The 15,061-nt window shown below is 57.6% G+C and carries 16 protein-coding genes; 4 read left to right on the top strand and 12 right to left on the bottom strand.

Annotated features, from left to right (window positions below; all coding sequences use genetic code 11):
* Genes argB through AC2FLE_RS19880 form a run of 3 tightly spaced genes read left to right on the top strand, consistent with a single transcriptional unit; the run spans position 1 to position 2,053 of the window.
* Entirely contained in the window at positions 1-864 is an 864-nt protein-coding gene (gene argB / locus AC2FLE_RS19890) for an acetylglutamate kinase (RefSeq protein WP_496699206.1), read from the top strand.
* A gap of 20 nt (positions 865-884) precedes the next feature.
* Positions 885-1,559 carry a ferredoxin gene (locus tag AC2FLE_RS19885; RefSeq protein WP_496699204.1) on the top strand — a complete coding sequence of 225 codons (675 nt, stop codon included), beginning with the start codon at positions 885-887 and terminating at the stop codon, positions 1,557-1,559.
* Positions 1,556-2,053, top strand: a complete 498-nt coding sequence (locus tag AC2FLE_RS19880; protein WP_271951999.1) for a SixA phosphatase family protein — start codon at positions 1,556-1,558, stop codon at positions 2,051-2,053. Before AC2FLE_RS19885 ends, AC2FLE_RS19880 begins: the two co-directional genes overlap by 4 nt.
* Before the next feature lie 47 nt (positions 2,054-2,100).
* Here AC2FLE_RS19880 and AC2FLE_RS19875 read toward each other — a convergent pair whose 3' ends face one another.
* The 10 genes from AC2FLE_RS19875 to AC2FLE_RS19830 all read right to left on the bottom strand — a co-directional run bounded on the left by AC2FLE_RS19875 (position 2,101) and on the right by AC2FLE_RS19830 (position 12,629).
* Complete coding sequence (locus AC2FLE_RS19875; protein WP_142639743.1) at positions 2,101-2,892, bottom strand: amino acid ABC transporter ATP-binding protein; 792 nt, start codon at positions 2,890-2,892, stop codon at positions 2,101-2,103.
* A 12-nt stretch (positions 2,893-2,904) separates the two neighbouring features.
* The gene (locus tag AC2FLE_RS19870; protein WP_142639745.1) at positions 2,905-4,209 is read right to left on the bottom strand and encodes an amino acid ABC transporter permease; all 1,305 of its coding nucleotides are present in this window, start codon (positions 4,207-4,209) and stop codon (positions 2,905-2,907) included.
* 1 nt (position 4,210) lies between these two features.
* Positions 4,211-5,479, bottom strand: coding sequence for an amino acid ABC transporter permease (locus AC2FLE_RS19865; protein WP_496691910.1), 1,269 nt, complete (start codon positions 5,477-5,479; stop codon positions 4,211-4,213).
* Between the two features lie 127 nt (positions 5,480-5,606).
* Positions 5,607-6,623 carry an amino acid ABC transporter substrate-binding protein gene (locus AC2FLE_RS19860; protein ID WP_142639749.1) on the bottom strand — a complete coding sequence of 339 codons (1,017 nt, stop codon included), beginning with the start codon at positions 6,621-6,623 and terminating at the stop codon, positions 5,607-5,609.
* Positions 6,624-6,829: 206 nt separating this feature from the next.
* Entirely contained in the window at positions 6,830-7,537 is a 708-nt protein-coding gene (locus AC2FLE_RS19855; protein WP_496699201.1) for an ATP12 family chaperone protein, read from the bottom strand.
* A 4-nt stretch (positions 7,538-7,541) separates the two neighbouring features.
* A complete protein-coding gene (locus AC2FLE_RS19850; protein ID WP_496699199.1) occupies positions 7,542-8,213 on the bottom strand; it encodes an HAD-IA family hydrolase in 672 nt (223 codons plus the stop codon).
* The gene (locus AC2FLE_RS19845) at positions 8,210-9,253 is read right to left on the bottom strand and encodes an RluA family pseudouridine synthase (protein WP_496699247.1); all 1,044 of its coding nucleotides are present in this window, start codon (positions 9,251-9,253) and stop codon (positions 8,210-8,212) included. Before AC2FLE_RS19845 ends, AC2FLE_RS19850 begins: the two co-directional genes overlap by 4 nt.
* A 109-nt stretch (positions 9,254-9,362) precedes the next feature.
* Positions 9,363-10,676 (bottom strand): replication-associated recombination protein A, encoded by a 1,314-nt coding sequence (locus tag AC2FLE_RS19840; RefSeq protein ID WP_496699197.1) that lies wholly within the window; start codon positions 10,674-10,676, stop codon positions 9,363-9,365.
* A gap of 4 nt (positions 10,677-10,680) precedes the next feature.
* A complete protein-coding gene (locus AC2FLE_RS19835; protein ID WP_281973751.1) occupies positions 10,681-12,063 on the bottom strand; it encodes a trypsin-like peptidase domain-containing protein in 1,383 nt (460 codons plus the stop codon).
* Between the two features lie 182 nt (positions 12,064-12,245).
* Positions 12,246-12,629, bottom strand: a complete 384-nt coding sequence (locus AC2FLE_RS19830; protein ID WP_496699194.1) for a hypothetical protein — start codon at positions 12,627-12,629, stop codon at positions 12,246-12,248.
* A 91-nt stretch (positions 12,630-12,720) separates the two neighbouring features.
* On the opposite strand from AC2FLE_RS19830, the gene AC2FLE_RS19825 reads away from it, so the two are divergent.
* A complete protein-coding gene (locus AC2FLE_RS19825) occupies positions 12,721-13,323 on the top strand; it encodes a TetR/AcrR family transcriptional regulator (RefSeq protein ID WP_496694392.1) in 603 nt (200 codons plus the stop codon).
* 104 nt (positions 13,324-13,427) lie between these two features.
* Here AC2FLE_RS19825 and rplQ read toward each other — a convergent pair whose 3' ends face one another.
* A complete protein-coding gene (gene rplQ, locus AC2FLE_RS19820; RefSeq protein ID WP_142639761.1) occupies positions 13,428-13,850 on the bottom strand; it encodes a 50S ribosomal protein L17 in 423 nt (140 codons plus the stop codon).
* A 117-nt stretch (positions 13,851-13,967) separates the two neighbouring features.
* Entirely contained in the window at positions 13,968-14,984 is a 1,017-nt protein-coding gene (locus AC2FLE_RS19815; protein ID WP_281995981.1) for a DNA-directed RNA polymerase subunit alpha, read from the bottom strand.
* Positions 14,985-15,061: the final 77 nt, after the last annotated feature.

Genomic DNA, 15,061 nt, shown 5'->3' with positions numbered 1-15,061 from the left:
ATGAAGACAAGAGATATGAACCGGGATTGGATCGCCACCGCCGCCACATTGAACAGCGCACTGCCCTATCTGCAGCGCTATGACGGGGCCATTGTCGTCATCAAGCTGGGCGGACACGCCATGGGCAGCGATGAAGCGATGGAAAGCTTTGCCCGTGACGTGGTTCTGATGCGCCAGGTGGGCATCAACCCGGTCGTAGTACATGGCGGCGGTCCCATGATCAACGCGATGTTGGACAAGCTCGATATCCAATCCGGTTTCGTGAACGGTAAGCGTGTGACGGACAAGGCAACTGTCGAAGTGGTCGAGATGGTGCTCTCGGGCCTCGTGAACAAACGCATTGTTCAGGCCATCAACGGACAGGGAGGGACTGCGGTTGGCCTGTCGGGCAAGGACGCCAACCTGATGATCTGTGATCAAACCGATGCCTCGCTGGGGTTTGTTGGCTCTCCTTCCGAGATGAAACCCGAAATCCTGCACGATCTGTTTACGCATGACGTGATCCCGGTAATTGCGCCTCTGGGCGCCGGGCGCGAAGGTGAGACGTTCAACGTCAACGGTGACACCGCCGCCGGTGCCATCGCCTCGGCCTTGAAGGCAGACCGTCTGCTGTTGCTGACCGACGTATCAGGCGTCAAGAACGCTGCCGGAGAGGTCGTGACCGAGCTAAAAGCCGGTCAGATCCGCGAGATGACCCTGGACGGGACCATCGCAGGCGGAATGATCCCCAAGACCGAAACGGCGCTGGACGCACTACATAGTGGGGTGCGGGCCGTAGTCATTCTGGATGGGCGCGCGCCCAATGCGGTGCTACTGGAACTGTTCACCGAACACGGGGCTGGGTCGCTGATCCGACCCGATTGATCGACTGCGACGGAGGTGACATGACAGAACAAACCGCACCTTCTCCGAACATTTATCAACGTGTCGACAGCGCGGCAGCTGAGGTTGGGCTTATCGTGATGGGTGCGTTGCATCCTGGGCGCGCTAATGCCAAGCAATTGGACAGCGGCACCCTGATCCTGCTAGGTGCAGGGCCCACGTTCTGGCCTGTTTTGAAATCAGCCCTTGAATGGCAAGGTCCCGACCCTGTTGACCGGTGGTCGTACCGCGTCGTCAATCAGATGGCGCAGGATTTGGGGGCGCAAGCCTATTTCCCATTCGGTGGCCCACCCTATGTGCCGTTTATCGACTGGGCGCTGAAATCGGGGCGTACATTCAGCAGCCCGGTTGGCGCCTTGGTGCATGACACGGTCGGTATGATGATCTCGTATCGCGGCGCGCTGCATTTTGATCAGGAATTCGAGATTCCCGGTGCCCATAATTCATCGCCCTGTGTTACATGCGATGCCCCTTGCGCTCAGACCTGCCCAGTCGGGGCCCTGAACACCCACAGCTTCTATGACGTTGAGGCCTGCCACGGGCATCTGAGCACAGAGCAGGGCAAAACCTGCATGACCGGTGGCTGCCTTGCGCGCCTGGCCTGCCCTCTCAGCCCCGGGGCCGGGCGGGACCCAGAACAATCCGCCCACCACATGAGGTCTTTTCACCCGTCATGACTCGCACCCTGATCCTGACCCGCCATGCCAAATCCAGTTGGGATGAGCCGACGCTCAGCGATCATGATCGGCCACTGAACAAACGTGGACGCTGCTCCGCACCTGCTGTGTCCGGCTGGCTACTCAGGAATGGCTGGCTACCGAATGAGGTGCTCAGCTCTACCGCCCTCAGAACCCGCGAGACGTGGGATCGAATGGGGCTGCAGGCTGATCTGATCCAGTTCGAACGCTCGCTGTATCTGGCCGGTCCCGATCTCATGATGCGGGCCCTATCACAGGCTTCTGGCCAAACCGTGCTGATGCTGGGCCACAACCCCGGGATCGCTGAATTCGCCAGACAGCTTGTGCGGCAGGCGCCAGATCACGGCCGTTTCGATGACTACCCGACCTGCGCAACAACAGTCATACAGTTCGAGATCAACTCCTGGGCCGCGCTTCGGTGGCACAGTGGGGATGTCTTGGGGTTCGTCATTCCACGCGAGTTGCCGGAATAAAAAAGGCGGGGCAAAAACCCCGCCTTTCATGGTTCTTCCGATCGGGATCAGTGACCCAAAATCTGGCTCAGGAACAGCTTGGTCCGCTCGCTTTGTGGGTTGTTGAAGAACTCTTCTGGTTCGTTCTGTTCCACAATCTGACCGGCATCCATAAAGATCACGCGGTTGGCGACCTGACGGGCAAAACCCATCTCGTGGGTCACACAAAGCATGGTCATGCCTTCTTCGGCCAGCTCGATCATAGTGTCGAGCACCTCTTTGATCATCTCAGGGTCCAGCGCCGATGTAGGTTCGTCGAACAACATGATCCGCGGCATCATGCAGAGCGAACGGGCAATCGCAACACGCTGCTGCTGACCACCCGAAAGCTGGCCAGGATACTTGTCGGCCTGTTCTGGGATTTTCACCTTCTCTAGGAAGTGCATCGCACGCTCTTCAGCCTCTTTCCTGGGCGTCTTGCGCACCCAGATCGGGGCCAGCGTACAGTTTTCCAGAATGGTTAGATGCGGGAAGAGGTTGAAGTGCTGGAACACCATCCCGACCTCGGACCGGATCTTGTCGATGTTTTTCAGGTCATTCGACAGTTCCGTCCCATCCACCATGATCGTGCCTTGCTGGTGTTCCTCCAGCGCGTTCAGACAGCGGATCAGGGTGGACTTACCCGACCCTGACGGCCCCGCGATAACAATCCTCTCGCCCTGATTGACGGTCAAATTGATGTCGCGCAGCACATGGAAAGACCCATACCACTTGTTCATGTTGTTGATTTCGATGGCGACCTCGTCGCTCACCTGCATCTTGGATCGGTCGATTTCGCGGTCTATTGCAAGTTCAGACATGTGTTGAACTCCTTAACGATGGCCAGTCTGAAGCTTGCGCTCCAGATACATGGAATAACGGGACATGGAGAAGCAGACGACGAAGAACAGCGCGCCGATAAAAGCGAACAGTTCCCAGTAGATGCCGTTCCAAGCGGTATCAGCGCGGATCGCGTTGGCAAGGCCAAGCACGTCGAACAGTCCGATGATCGACACCAGAACCGTATCCTTGAAGATCCCGATGAATGTGCTCACGATGCCCGGAATTGAGATTTTCAGGGCTTGCGGCATGATGATCAAACGCTGTGCCTGCCAGTAGTTCAGGCCCAAACTGTCGGCGCCCTCGTACTGACCGCGTGGCAATGCAGCCAGGCCACCCCGGATCACTTCGGCCATATAGGCGGCTGAGAACAGGGTCATCATGATCATCACCCGCAGGATGATGTCAAAATTGGTGCCTGGTGGCAGGAACAGATTCAACAGCAGCGAGGCCACGAACAGTAGCGTGATCAGCGGCACGCCGCGAATGAACTCGATAAAGCCCACACACATGTATTTGACGATAAGAAGGTCCGACTGACGGCCCAGCGCCAACACGATACCAATCGGCAGCGAGACACCGATGGCGACAACACCCAGCAGGATCGCCAGCATGAAACCACCGAACTGACGACTTTGCACGGCTTCGATACCGATCGGCAGGATCGAATCCATGGCACCAACGAAATAGCTCGATAGAAACAGCCACCAGATCAACGCAGCCACTGCACCACCGATCATCCCGAGCAATTCGCTTTGTTGCTTGCTGACGACGGTGTAGACGGCCCAGCCGGCAACAAATCCAAGTGCCGCCGACAATGGCCCCCAGATGGTACCACCCCACATCAACCAAGGCATCAGGAAGGGGTAGATCGCGCTAAAGATCAGCAACTTGCTCGGAACACGGTCCGAATACAGCACTGGTGCCAGAGCAACCAGCAACAGAACAAGCGCCAGAATCGGCCGCCAGTACAGATGGCTCGGGTAGAATCCGAACAACAGCTGCAGCCAGCGATCATTGATGACAGCCCAGCAAGCATGACCATGGGTGTCTCCCCAGGTTGCCATCATGATCTCACGGCACTCAGTCAGTGAATTGGCATTCCAGACGGATTGGAACGTCCATGGCAGAACGCCCGACAACACATAGTAGATCGCATAGAGCGAAACCAAAGTCAGGATCGAATTGAACCAGCCGGAAAACAGGTTGTGCTTAACCCAACCTACTATTCCCACTTCGGACGCTGGTGGCGCTTTCTCCGGCAACATTTCCGCGCGGACAAATGAAACATCACTCATATTACCGCTCCACCAATTTGACACTATTGTTGTACCAGTTCATCACTGCCGAGATGCTCAGCGAGATGCACAGATAAACCAGCATCAGCAGTAGAACGCATTCCAGCTCGCGGCCGGTTTGGTTCATGGTGATGCCACCCAAGGTACCTGTGATATCCATATATCCCACCGCAATCGCCAGAGACGAGTTCTTGGTCAGGTTCAGGTAGTTCGAGATCATTGGCGGGATGATCACGCGCAACGCTTGCGGCAGGATCACCAGACGCATAATCCGGCTCGGGCGTATACCCAGCGCGGCGGCGGCCTCGGTCTGCCCCTTGGAAATGGCGAGAATTCCGGCCCGCACGATCTCAGCGATGAAAGCCGCAGTGTAAAGGGACAGGGCCAACCACAATGCGATAAGCGAGTTCCGCAAATGGGTGCCGCCTTTGAAGTTGAACCCTTTCAGTTCCGGGTATCCCAAATGGAATCCCAACGCAGTCAGCAGGATCAACATCGGCACAAACAGTATACCCAACTGAATGTGCCAAATGGTTGGGCGATCACCAGTTGCTTCCTGTTTTGCAGCGGCATTAGCGGATACTTTGCGCATCACAAAAATGCTGCCCGCCAAAACGACCAGAAAGGCGACCAGATCCAATGAAATGTCGAAGCGTAAGCTGGACGCACCAAACAAGTGTATATCGCCAAGACTGCGTGAAAACAGGAGCTCTGGGATATAGACACCGCGATTGGTGACGGCGACAGAGTTGAAAAAATCCATCGTGGCCGTCGGGGTTTCGCCTCGGAATGCATTGGGTGCCGGTAAACCTTCGATCAGAATGGCCATAGCCAGAACGATCCAAAGCAGCACAGGCACGTTACGGAACATCTCGACATAAACAGTCATGATCCGCGCGATCAACCAGTTGTTTGAAAGCCGTAATACACCAACGAAAACACCGATAATCGTCGCCGTGATACAGCCGAGAACTGCAACAACAAGTGTGTTTAGCAATCCGATAAGCCCAGCACGCAAGTGGCTGTCTCGAGAATCGTATTCCAGCAGTCGTTGGTTGATATCGTAACTTGCAGGTTCGCCGAAGAACCCGAATTCTACAGGTTTACCAAGTGCTTCGAGGTTCTGAATGGTGTTGGAAATGATCCAGGCTGCCAAAAGCATGAAACCGATCATTGCAATGACCTGGATGGTCGCAGATCGGTACCGCGTATCGTAAAGGAGCATGGACAGCCGGAACTGCTCCTTTGGCGGGTCAGTGAGAGTCGACATGACCTATGTATATCCCCGTGTCATCCCGTTATTCGCAGACAGAGTTGATCTCTGTTCAATCTAACCGGGACTGTTTCTTATGGATTGAAAAAGGGCGCAGGATGAACTGCGCCCTCTTCAATGGATATTAGCGGAACGGCGGCGAGTACAGCAGGCCGCCATCGGTCCACTGACCGTTCAGGCCGCGTGCCAGACCGATTGGGGTTTCTTCACCGATGTTCTTGGCAAAGACCTCACCATAGTTACCACCCGCCTTGATAGCGCGCATTGCCCACTGTGCGTCCAGACCCAGCATCTCACCCAGAGTGCCTTCGCTGCCCAGCAGACGGTTCACTTCGGGGTTGTCGGTGCCAGCAGACATCTCGTCGATGTTCGCCGAGGTCACACCCAGCTCTTCAGCCGAAACCAGTGCGTTCAGTGTCCAGCGAACAACGTCGCCCCACTCGTGGTCGCCATGACGGACCAGCGGGCCCAGCGGCTCTTTCGAGATGATTTCGGGCAGCAGGATGTGATCACCGGGGTTTTCGAACGTGGCGCGCGTTGCGGCCAGGCCCGATGCGTCGGTGGTATAGACGTCACATGCGCCAGCCAGATACTGCTGCTGCGCTTCTGCGTTGGTTTCGATCGGAACCGGCTCGTAGCTGATGTTGTTCGAGCGGAAGAAATCCGCCAGGTTCAGCTCGGTGGTGGTGCCGGTCTGGATGCAGACAGTCGCGCCGTCCAGTTCCTTGGCTGAGCTTACGCCCAGCGCTTTGGGAACCATAAAGCCCTGACCGTCGTAATAGTTTACACCGACGAATTCGAACTTCAGGTCTACGTCGCGGCTGAAGGTCCAGGTGGTGTTCCGGGCCAGCATGTCGATTTCGCCCGAAGCCAGCGCGGTAAAGCGTGTCTTACCTGTGGTCGGAACGAATTCAACGGCGCTTGCGTCACCCAGAACCGCAGCGGCAACGGCGCGGCACAACGAAACGTCAAAGCCCTGCCATTCACCATTTGCGTCGGGCGCGGCAAAGCCGACCAGACCGGTGGTCACACCGCAGTTCAGCTTACCGCGCGCCTTGACGTCGTCCACGGTTCCCGCCATGGCTGCGCCTGCGGCCAGACCGGCAACTGTGGCCGCGCCCAAGATTACGGATTTTTTCATTTTTACCTCTTCCTGATTGTCCATCCCGTTCAGGGACGGTTCTATCCGGCACCTCAGGTACCAGAAAGGTTTCCCCAAAGGTGTCTCCCCTTTAGTGCGCACGAGTTTGGTCGCATTCATAAACAAACGTCAAGGGTCGGATCAGGGAAAACGATGGATCAACTCACAGATGTCCATCAGAGCGGTAAAAATTCAGAAATCTAAGATCAATCAGAGACGTCGTAGAAGCGTTTAGCGTGTAAAAAGGCAGAACGTTTGACTTCGGCTGCTTCATGCGCCTCGTCGTCATGGCCCCATTGCTCGATTTGCCACAGCTCGTCCAACCGCGAAATCCGCCAGATCTCTTGCGCATCACACCAATCGGAAGTGGCCGCAAACCCAAGGATCAACGAGCCCGAAAGGCTGACCAGATCGTGGAAGGCAGCCAGTTGGAAGTTGTTGAAATCATGCACTCGCCGGCGCAACTGATCCAGCGCCGCCACGTCTTGCGGCTGATGCAGGATACCTGTGACGGGCTGCAGGCGAACCGACATGGCTTCCGCGGCCCAGTCCAACACCGGGTCCCACTGCTCAGCTTGCCGCTGCTGCAACTCTTGCGGGTGGGCGGCGCGATAGCACAGCAAATCCGAATCGCCATAATCGGCCAGCATGTCTGCAACTTCGGCGTGCTGAATCTGTACCTTGTCGATGGCTGCATTGGCCGAACGCGTGTAGGGCATCGTCCCTGGGTCAACCTGTTCTTCCTGCGCGTCCCATTCGGCCGCAACGGCCTGAGCCATCGGCAAGGTCGGCAGGATCAGTCCGGCCCGCGCAGGTGTTTTGACCCGACGACCGTCCAGTTCGACCGTAAATCCGCCATCGGCCTCGACCACCTGACATGCAGTCCAAAATCGTTTCGGTTTCCAGTCACTCATGTCTTCAGGTCCAGATATCGTCCAGTGCGCCCGGCAACTGGTCAAACGTTTCGATAATACGAGAGGCAGCGGCCAGGGCAGGCCGTTCGTGATACCCCCAGGTGACGCCAATTCCCGTGACACCGGCGGCGGCGGCCATATCCATGTCGAATCGGGTATCCCCGATCATGACAGTATCAACCGCATCGACGCCGGTTTCGGCCCGTGCCGTGTCGATCATCGAAGGATGCGGTTTTGACGGGTGGTGATCTGCGACCTGCCGGGTCACGAAATAGCCTTGCAGACCGTGACCTTCGATCAAAGCATCCAGACCACGTTGCGATTTGCCTGTCGCCACGCCCAGCAACATCCCGGGGATTGCATGCAGTGCCTCGATAACCTCACGGGCTCCGGGGTAGAGCGGCGAACTGGCCATTCCCTGTTCCAGCCGATGTGCGTGATAGGCCTGTTTATAGCCCTCTACCAACCGCGCCTGATCCACAGCAGAACACTCGGGCACCAACTGTGCCATGGCTTGTGGTAGAGATAATCCGACTATGGACAAGATCCCCGCCCTATCCGGTACCGGAAGAGACAAGGCATCAAAGCTGGCGGTCATGGCCGCGATAATGCTGCCCTGGCTATCGACCAGGGTACCGTCCACATCAAATAGTACCAGACGCAAGGGTCTGCTCATTGCAGAGACTCGAACGGATCATCCGCAGCCAGGTCTTCGGCCCATCCGAATGTGTCCCAGCTGTGTTTCATATGATCAGGCAAGGGTGCGGTGACCGTGATCTTCTTACGCGTCACCGGGTGCTGAAACGAAGCCTGCCGCGCATGCAGGTGCAGCTTTTTGCTGATCACACCGCCCAACTGCGCACCCCAGCCATCGCCAAGGTTCTCTTGACCCGAACCGCCGTATTTTCCATCCCCGATGATTGGGTGCCCAATCGCTGCCATATGCGCACGCAACTGATGGGTGCGGCCGGTGATCGGCTCCATCGCGACCCAGGCGGCGCGTCCGGCCACGCGGTATAGCGTAGCGTAAAGTGTATGGGCCCGCTTCGCGCCTGGCGTGTCGTTGATTTCGTTCAGATGAACGGGGATCATCTTTTCGCCCTCGCCCTGGCTGCCATGGCCCGGGGCCTTGACCAAACCGGTCTTGATCTCGCCCAGATAAGGGGTCGGCACCCCAGCGACCAGGGCCCAATATATCTTGCGCGTGTCCCGGTGGCGGAAAGCGGCGGTCAGTGCTTTGGCGGCCTCGCGTGTGCGGGCCAGCAACAGAACGCCCGAGGTATCCTTGTCCAGTCGGTGCACCAATCGGGGGTTTTCGTCATATCCAAAGCGCAGCACCTCGGACAGGCCGTCCACATGGCGGGTCTGGCCGCTGCCGCCTTGCACCGGCAAGCCTTGCGGTTTGTTCAGCGCGATCACGTGATCATCGCGATAAATCACGCAAGCCTGCATCATCTTGGCATCCGCATCTGTGATCCGCGGTTTCACCTCGACCGGTTTGTGGTCCGCATCCGGCAGAGGTGGCACGCGTACAACCTGGCCGACCTCAAGCCGGGTCGAGGCCTTGGCCCGTCCGCCATCCACACGCAGTTCGCCCTTGCGGCACATTTTCTCGATGCGCCCCTGGCTGACATGCGGAAACAGACGCCGCAGCCAGCGGTCCACCCGCTGATCGCCATCCCCATCCGCAACCGTAATCATCTGCACGCCACTCATGCCATTGCCCCTTGCGCCGCGCGGCAGACCCGCCCGGACCACGCTGTAAACATTGTCCCAGAAAACATGCGCGTCTGTCGCGCGCATCGGCCAAAGAGTCAAGCCGGTGCTAGTCTGGTTTCCGTTGCGAGCGCAGCTTGGCAAAGTAGTCCAGCCGTTTCTTCAGCTCACGTTCAAACCCACGCTCAACAGGTTGATACAGAACAGGGCGCGATATGGACTCGGGAAAGTAGTTCTGCCCAGAAAACCCATCCTCGGCATCGTGATCATAAGCATAGCCCGCACCATAACCCTGATCTTTCATCAAAGAGGTTGGTGCATTCAGAATATGTTTGGGCGGCGGCTCACTACCTGATTGCTTGGCCAGACGCATCGCGGCCTTGTAGCCCACATAGGCTCCGTTCGATTTCGGAGCCAGAGCCAGATAGACCAGCGCCTGCGCCAAAGCCAACTCGCCTTCGGGGCTGCCCAGCCGCTCATAGGTTTCCCATGACTGCAGACAGATCGCCTGAGCCTGCGGATCAGCCAGACCAATGTCCTCGACCGCCATTCGCGTGATCCGGCGTGCCAGATACCTTGGGTCCTCGCCTCCCGTCAGCATTCGCGCGAACCAGTACAGGGCGGCATCGGGGTCGGACCCCCGCACCGATTTATGCAGGGCCGAGATCAGGTTGTAATGCTCATCCCCCGACTTGTCGTATTTCGCAGCACGGCGCATGAGCCGGGTCGACAAAGCGTCAGTGTCTAGCGGGCCATCCACTTTCCACGCGGCCACCTGTTCGATCAGGTTCAACAGCGCTCGTCCGTCACCATCGGCCATTTCCTGCAGCGCATCACGGGCCGCAGGGGCCAACGGCAACCCGCGGTCCAATTCCTGTTCAGCGCGCTGCGTCAGACGCTCAAGATCAGCCAGGCTGAGCCGTTCCAGCACCAGCACTTGTGCCCGACTGAGCACAGCGGCGTTCAACTCGAACGATGGATTTTCCGTGGTCGCACCGACCAGGAGGATCGTGCCATCCTCCATATGCGGCAGAAACCCGTCCTGCTGCGCCTTGTTGAAGCGATGGATTTCGTCAACGAACAGCAACGTCCCCTGCCCGTTCTGACGCCGGATCTTCGCAGCTTCGAACACTTTCTTCAGGTCGGGTACACCAGTAAAGATGGCACTGATCTGCACAAAATGCAGGTCCGTCTCTTGCGCCAAAAGCCGCGCGATCGTGGTCTTGCCGACACCGGGCGGCCCCCAGAATATCAGGCTCGACAGACTGCCCGAGGCCAGCATCACGCCCAAAGGCGCATCCGGGCCCAACACCTGTTCCTGCCCGATCACCTCGGCCAGCGTTTGCGGGCGCAATCTGTCGGCCAGCGGGCGATGTACAGGTGGCGCAGGGTCAGGTGACCCGGTATCGAAAAGGTCACTCATCCGATCACAGCCTGAACCGCAAGGAAACCGGCCGCCCGCCCCTGAGGATATCCAGATTGATCCGACGCCCCGGATCGGTCAGCGCCTTCACGACATCAGCAGGTCGCTCGACCCGCGCGCCGTTTATTCCATCGACCACATCGCCCGGACGCAGCCCGGACCGACCGCCATAGCGGCCCGCGTCGACCACAACCACCCCCGTCTGCGACAGCAAAAGCCCCAGCCGCGCGATAACAGCAGGGTTGATCCGCGACACGGTCAGGCCTGGCATCACGGTTTCATCGTTCAGCGTCGTCACTTCCGCTGCCGGAACCTCGGGCGCTTTGACCAAAGCGACCTCAAGTTCAGCTCGGTCCTCGCCGCGCAGTCGCGTCACCACCGACGTGCCGCCCACACCGGCCACTGACATGCGGAATTTCATCTCTGCCGGCGAGTTCACCTCATCCCCGTCGACATGGGTCACGACGTCCCCAACCTGCAACCCTGCCTCGGCCAACGGGCTGAGCGCATGGAGATCCGAAATCACCACACCCTGCGGGATGACCAAGCCCAGAGACTCAGCGATATCCGCACTCATGTGCTGCCCTGCCATTCCGGCCCAGGGGCTGACAAAACTGTCATTGCCGGCCTGCGCTTGCCGCAGGAATTCGGCAACCAGATTGGCAGGGATGGCAAAGCCGATCCCGTTCGATCCGCCAGAACGTGTCAGGATCGAGGTGTTGATGCCAATCAGATCACCGTTTACATCGATCAGCGCCCCGCCCGAATTGCCGGGATTGATCGCCGCGTCCGTCTGAATGAAATAGCCCCGCGCATTGCCCGTCGCCGTACCGGTCCGCGCCAGCCCCGAGATAATGCCCGATGAAACCGTCTGCCCGACGCCGAACGGGTTGCCGATGGCCAGAGCCAATTCACCCACCTCAACCAAATCGGAATCCCGCATGTCGATCGAAGGCAACGCCTCGGCATCTTTCAGACGCAGAATGGCGATGTCGCTTTCCTGATCGCCCAGAACCACCTCGGCCGAAAACTCGCGCCGGTCCGTCGTGACGACCCGTATTTCTGTCGCTGAACCAACAACATGATAGTTAGAGACCACATAACCGTCATCCGTCAGGATCACACCCGACCCCAGCGAATTCTGAACGCGCGGTCGCGGTTCGCCAAAGCCGCCGCCAAAGAAATCCTGAAAGAACGGGTCAGAGAACAGTGAATTCGAGCGCCCTTCGCGTACGATCTTGGCGTAGATATTCACCACAGCCGGCGCGGCCTGTTTCACCACCGGCGCAAACCCTAGGCTGATTTCGGCCTGAGAACGTGGCACCCTGGTTTCCGCCGCGGCAGAGGCAGACAAAAGCGATAAAGCGAAGGCCGTGGCGCGAAGCATCATAGTTCCCGAAAATTTTTGGACTGTTTTGGATATGCGGCGCGATGTCTGGGTTTGCAAGCGCGGTATTGGAGTTTCTGCCAGACTTCAGTCATCACCACCCTTACAAGATAAAGCCAGTCCTGCCACATTTGACATGTCCGACCGCCTGACTACGACGTTCATAGTCAGACGGTTAGGTATTAGCTGAGCTGTCTCGGTTTCAAGCGAACCGATCTGTATGCCAAAACGACAAGCGTAAGTATGGCCCCCTGCCCTACGAGTACTGCGGGCCAGATCAGGGGAAACTGCGCGTCTGCGTACTTTTGCGGTCCGAAGGAAACCGAAGCAAGAAGTGCTGCTAAAAGTGTCAGGCATATACCGGCCTTTGTTTCCGTGGCGCCAAGGAGGATCGCAGCGCAGGCTGCGCTGAGTGCGGCTCCAATAAAAGGCGCGATCCCAAACAGTGGTGTAGCTGTGGGCGGATGTGGCGGTACTCCGGCATAGAGAGCACTCAGCATAACGATCTGCAAAACGATAAGTGTCAACAAAGCAGCATTGGCCGCCCGATCTTTCTCATAAATCAAATTCGCCTCCTTTTTCCGTAACAAAGTGTACGGTTGCGTTAAGCCGTAACCCAATGTACGGCTTAGTGTCAACACCATTCAGGAGGCCAGATTGAAAGATCACCTACGCACTGCCCGGCAGGAACAGATCGAAACAGCGGCTTATGAACTGCTCGCAGAAAAAGGTTTCGCGGGAACTTCGATGCTGAGCATCGCCAAACGTGCCCGCTGCTCAAACGAAACGCTCTACAACTGGTATGGCGATAAGCTTGGCTTGTTCCGCACCATGGTGTCACGAAACGCTGCGGAAGCAAAAACGTTGCTTGAAAACGCGCTTGCACAGCGTGAAGCCTCGATCGAAACACTCGACGCCTTTGGGCCGGTATTGCTGGATATCATATTGGGCGAGAAGGCAGTTTCTCTGAATCGCGCGGCCGCAGCTGACGCAACCGGCCAACTAGGTAAAGCCTTGTCAGAGGCGGGTCGGGAAACGATTTCCCCTCTCCTGGCACAGCTGTTTGAAGCTGCCAGAACCAATGGAGAGCTAATCAGCAGCGACGATATTTCGGACGTGGTTGATTTGTATTTGGGATTGTTGATTGGTGATCTTCAGATCCAGCGCGCGATCGGGCGCACAGAAAAGCCCGATCCGGGAACATTGGCAAGGCGCGCCGAAGCAGCAACCAGACATTTGCAAACGCTTCTCGGGCCCTGACTAAAGCTGACACATACCATGAGCAGAGCGGACTTGCGACTGGCTCCATAAGAAAAACCCCCGCGTCCGAGACACGGGGGTTTTCACATGAAAGCCAGGCTTTCTTATTCTTCGTCTGCGGCCTCTTCGGCGGCGGTACGCGCTTTGTCTGCAGCGCCTTTGGCGTCCAGATCGCGGTCAACGAATTCGATTATCGCCATCGGGGCCATGTCGCCATAGCGGAAGCCTGCTTTCAGGATCCGGACATAACCGCCCTGACGCTCGGCGTAACGGGGGCCCAGGATTTCAAACAGCTTTGCGACGTCTTTGTCTTCTTTCAGCTGCGATGCGGCCTGACGACGAGCGTGCAGGTCGCCGCGCTTGCCCAGAGTGATCAGTTTTTCAACGATCGGGCGCAGTTCTTTTGCCTTGGGCAGAGTTGTTTTGATCTGCTCATGTTCGATGAGCGAGCCAGCCATGTTCGCAAACAGAGCCTTGCGGTGCTCATGAGTACGGTTCAGGCGGCGGTAACCACGTGCGTGACGCATTTTCTAGTTCCTTCTTTAGCGTTTTGCTTTGTCTGGCCGGCGATGCGTGTCACCGACTCTCCTTGGGGCAAGATCGCCCTTGATTCCCCGGCAGCCCGGGCATTGGGGAAGACGCGCTTAAAACGCGTCTTCGAATTTCTTCGCCAGATCTTCGATGTTGTCGGGCGGCCAATCCTCGACATCCATGCCAAGGTGCAGACCCATGCCGGACAGCACTTCTTTGATCTCGTTCAGCGACTTGCGGCCGAAGTTCGGGGTGCGCAGCATCTCGGCTTCGGTCTTCTGGATCAGGTCGCCAATGTAGACGATGTTGTCGTTCTTCAGACAGTTTGCCGAACGGACAGACAGTTCCAACTCATCTACTTTCTTCAGCAGCAGCGGGTTGAACTCCAGACCATCATCCTCGTCCTGACGACCAGCCGCTTCCGGCTCATCGAAGTTGACGAAGATCGACAGCTGATCCTGCAGGATGCGTGCGGCATAGGCCAACGCGTCCTCGGGGGTGATCGAACCGTCGGTCTCAATCTTCAGGGTCAGCTTGTCATAGTCTAGAACCTGACCTTCACGCGTCGGCTGAACGTCATAGGCGACCTTCTTAACCGGCGAATAGATCGCGTCGATCGGGATCAGGCCGATAGGTGCATCTTCTGGCTTGTTCTTTTCAGCCGAGACATAGCCCTTACCGGTGTTGACGGTCAGTTCCATGAACAGGTCGGCACCATCATCCAAGTGACAGATGACGTGATCGCGGTTCAGAACCTCGATGCCAGCGCTTTCGCTGATGTCGCCTGCGGTGACGATTGCCGGTCCTTTTGCATTGATCGACAGACGCTTGGGGCCTTCGACCTCCATGCGCAGGGCGACCTGCTTTAGGTTCAAAATGATGTCGGTGACGTCTTCACGCACGCCTGCAACCGAACTGAATTCGTGCAGGACGTTGTCGATCTGAACGCTGGTGATGGCCGCACCTTGCAGCGAGCTCATCAGAACGCGGCGCAGGGCGTTGCCCAGTGTCAGACCAAAGCCACGCTCCAGCGGTTCTGCAACCAGCGTTGCCTGGCGCGCAGGGTCGTTGCCCGGCTTGCTTTCCAGCTGGGTTGGCTTGATCAATTCTGCCCAATTCTTGTGGATCATGTAATCCCTCCATTCCTGTCCGCGCCCCATGACCAACAAGGTGCAGACGCCCGAGGTTCAAAATGACGTGCTGGGGC

It is taken from the genome of Ruegeria sp. CDSA077, from assembly GCF_059612265.1.
This window is presented reverse-complemented; position numbering and strand designations above follow the sequence as displayed.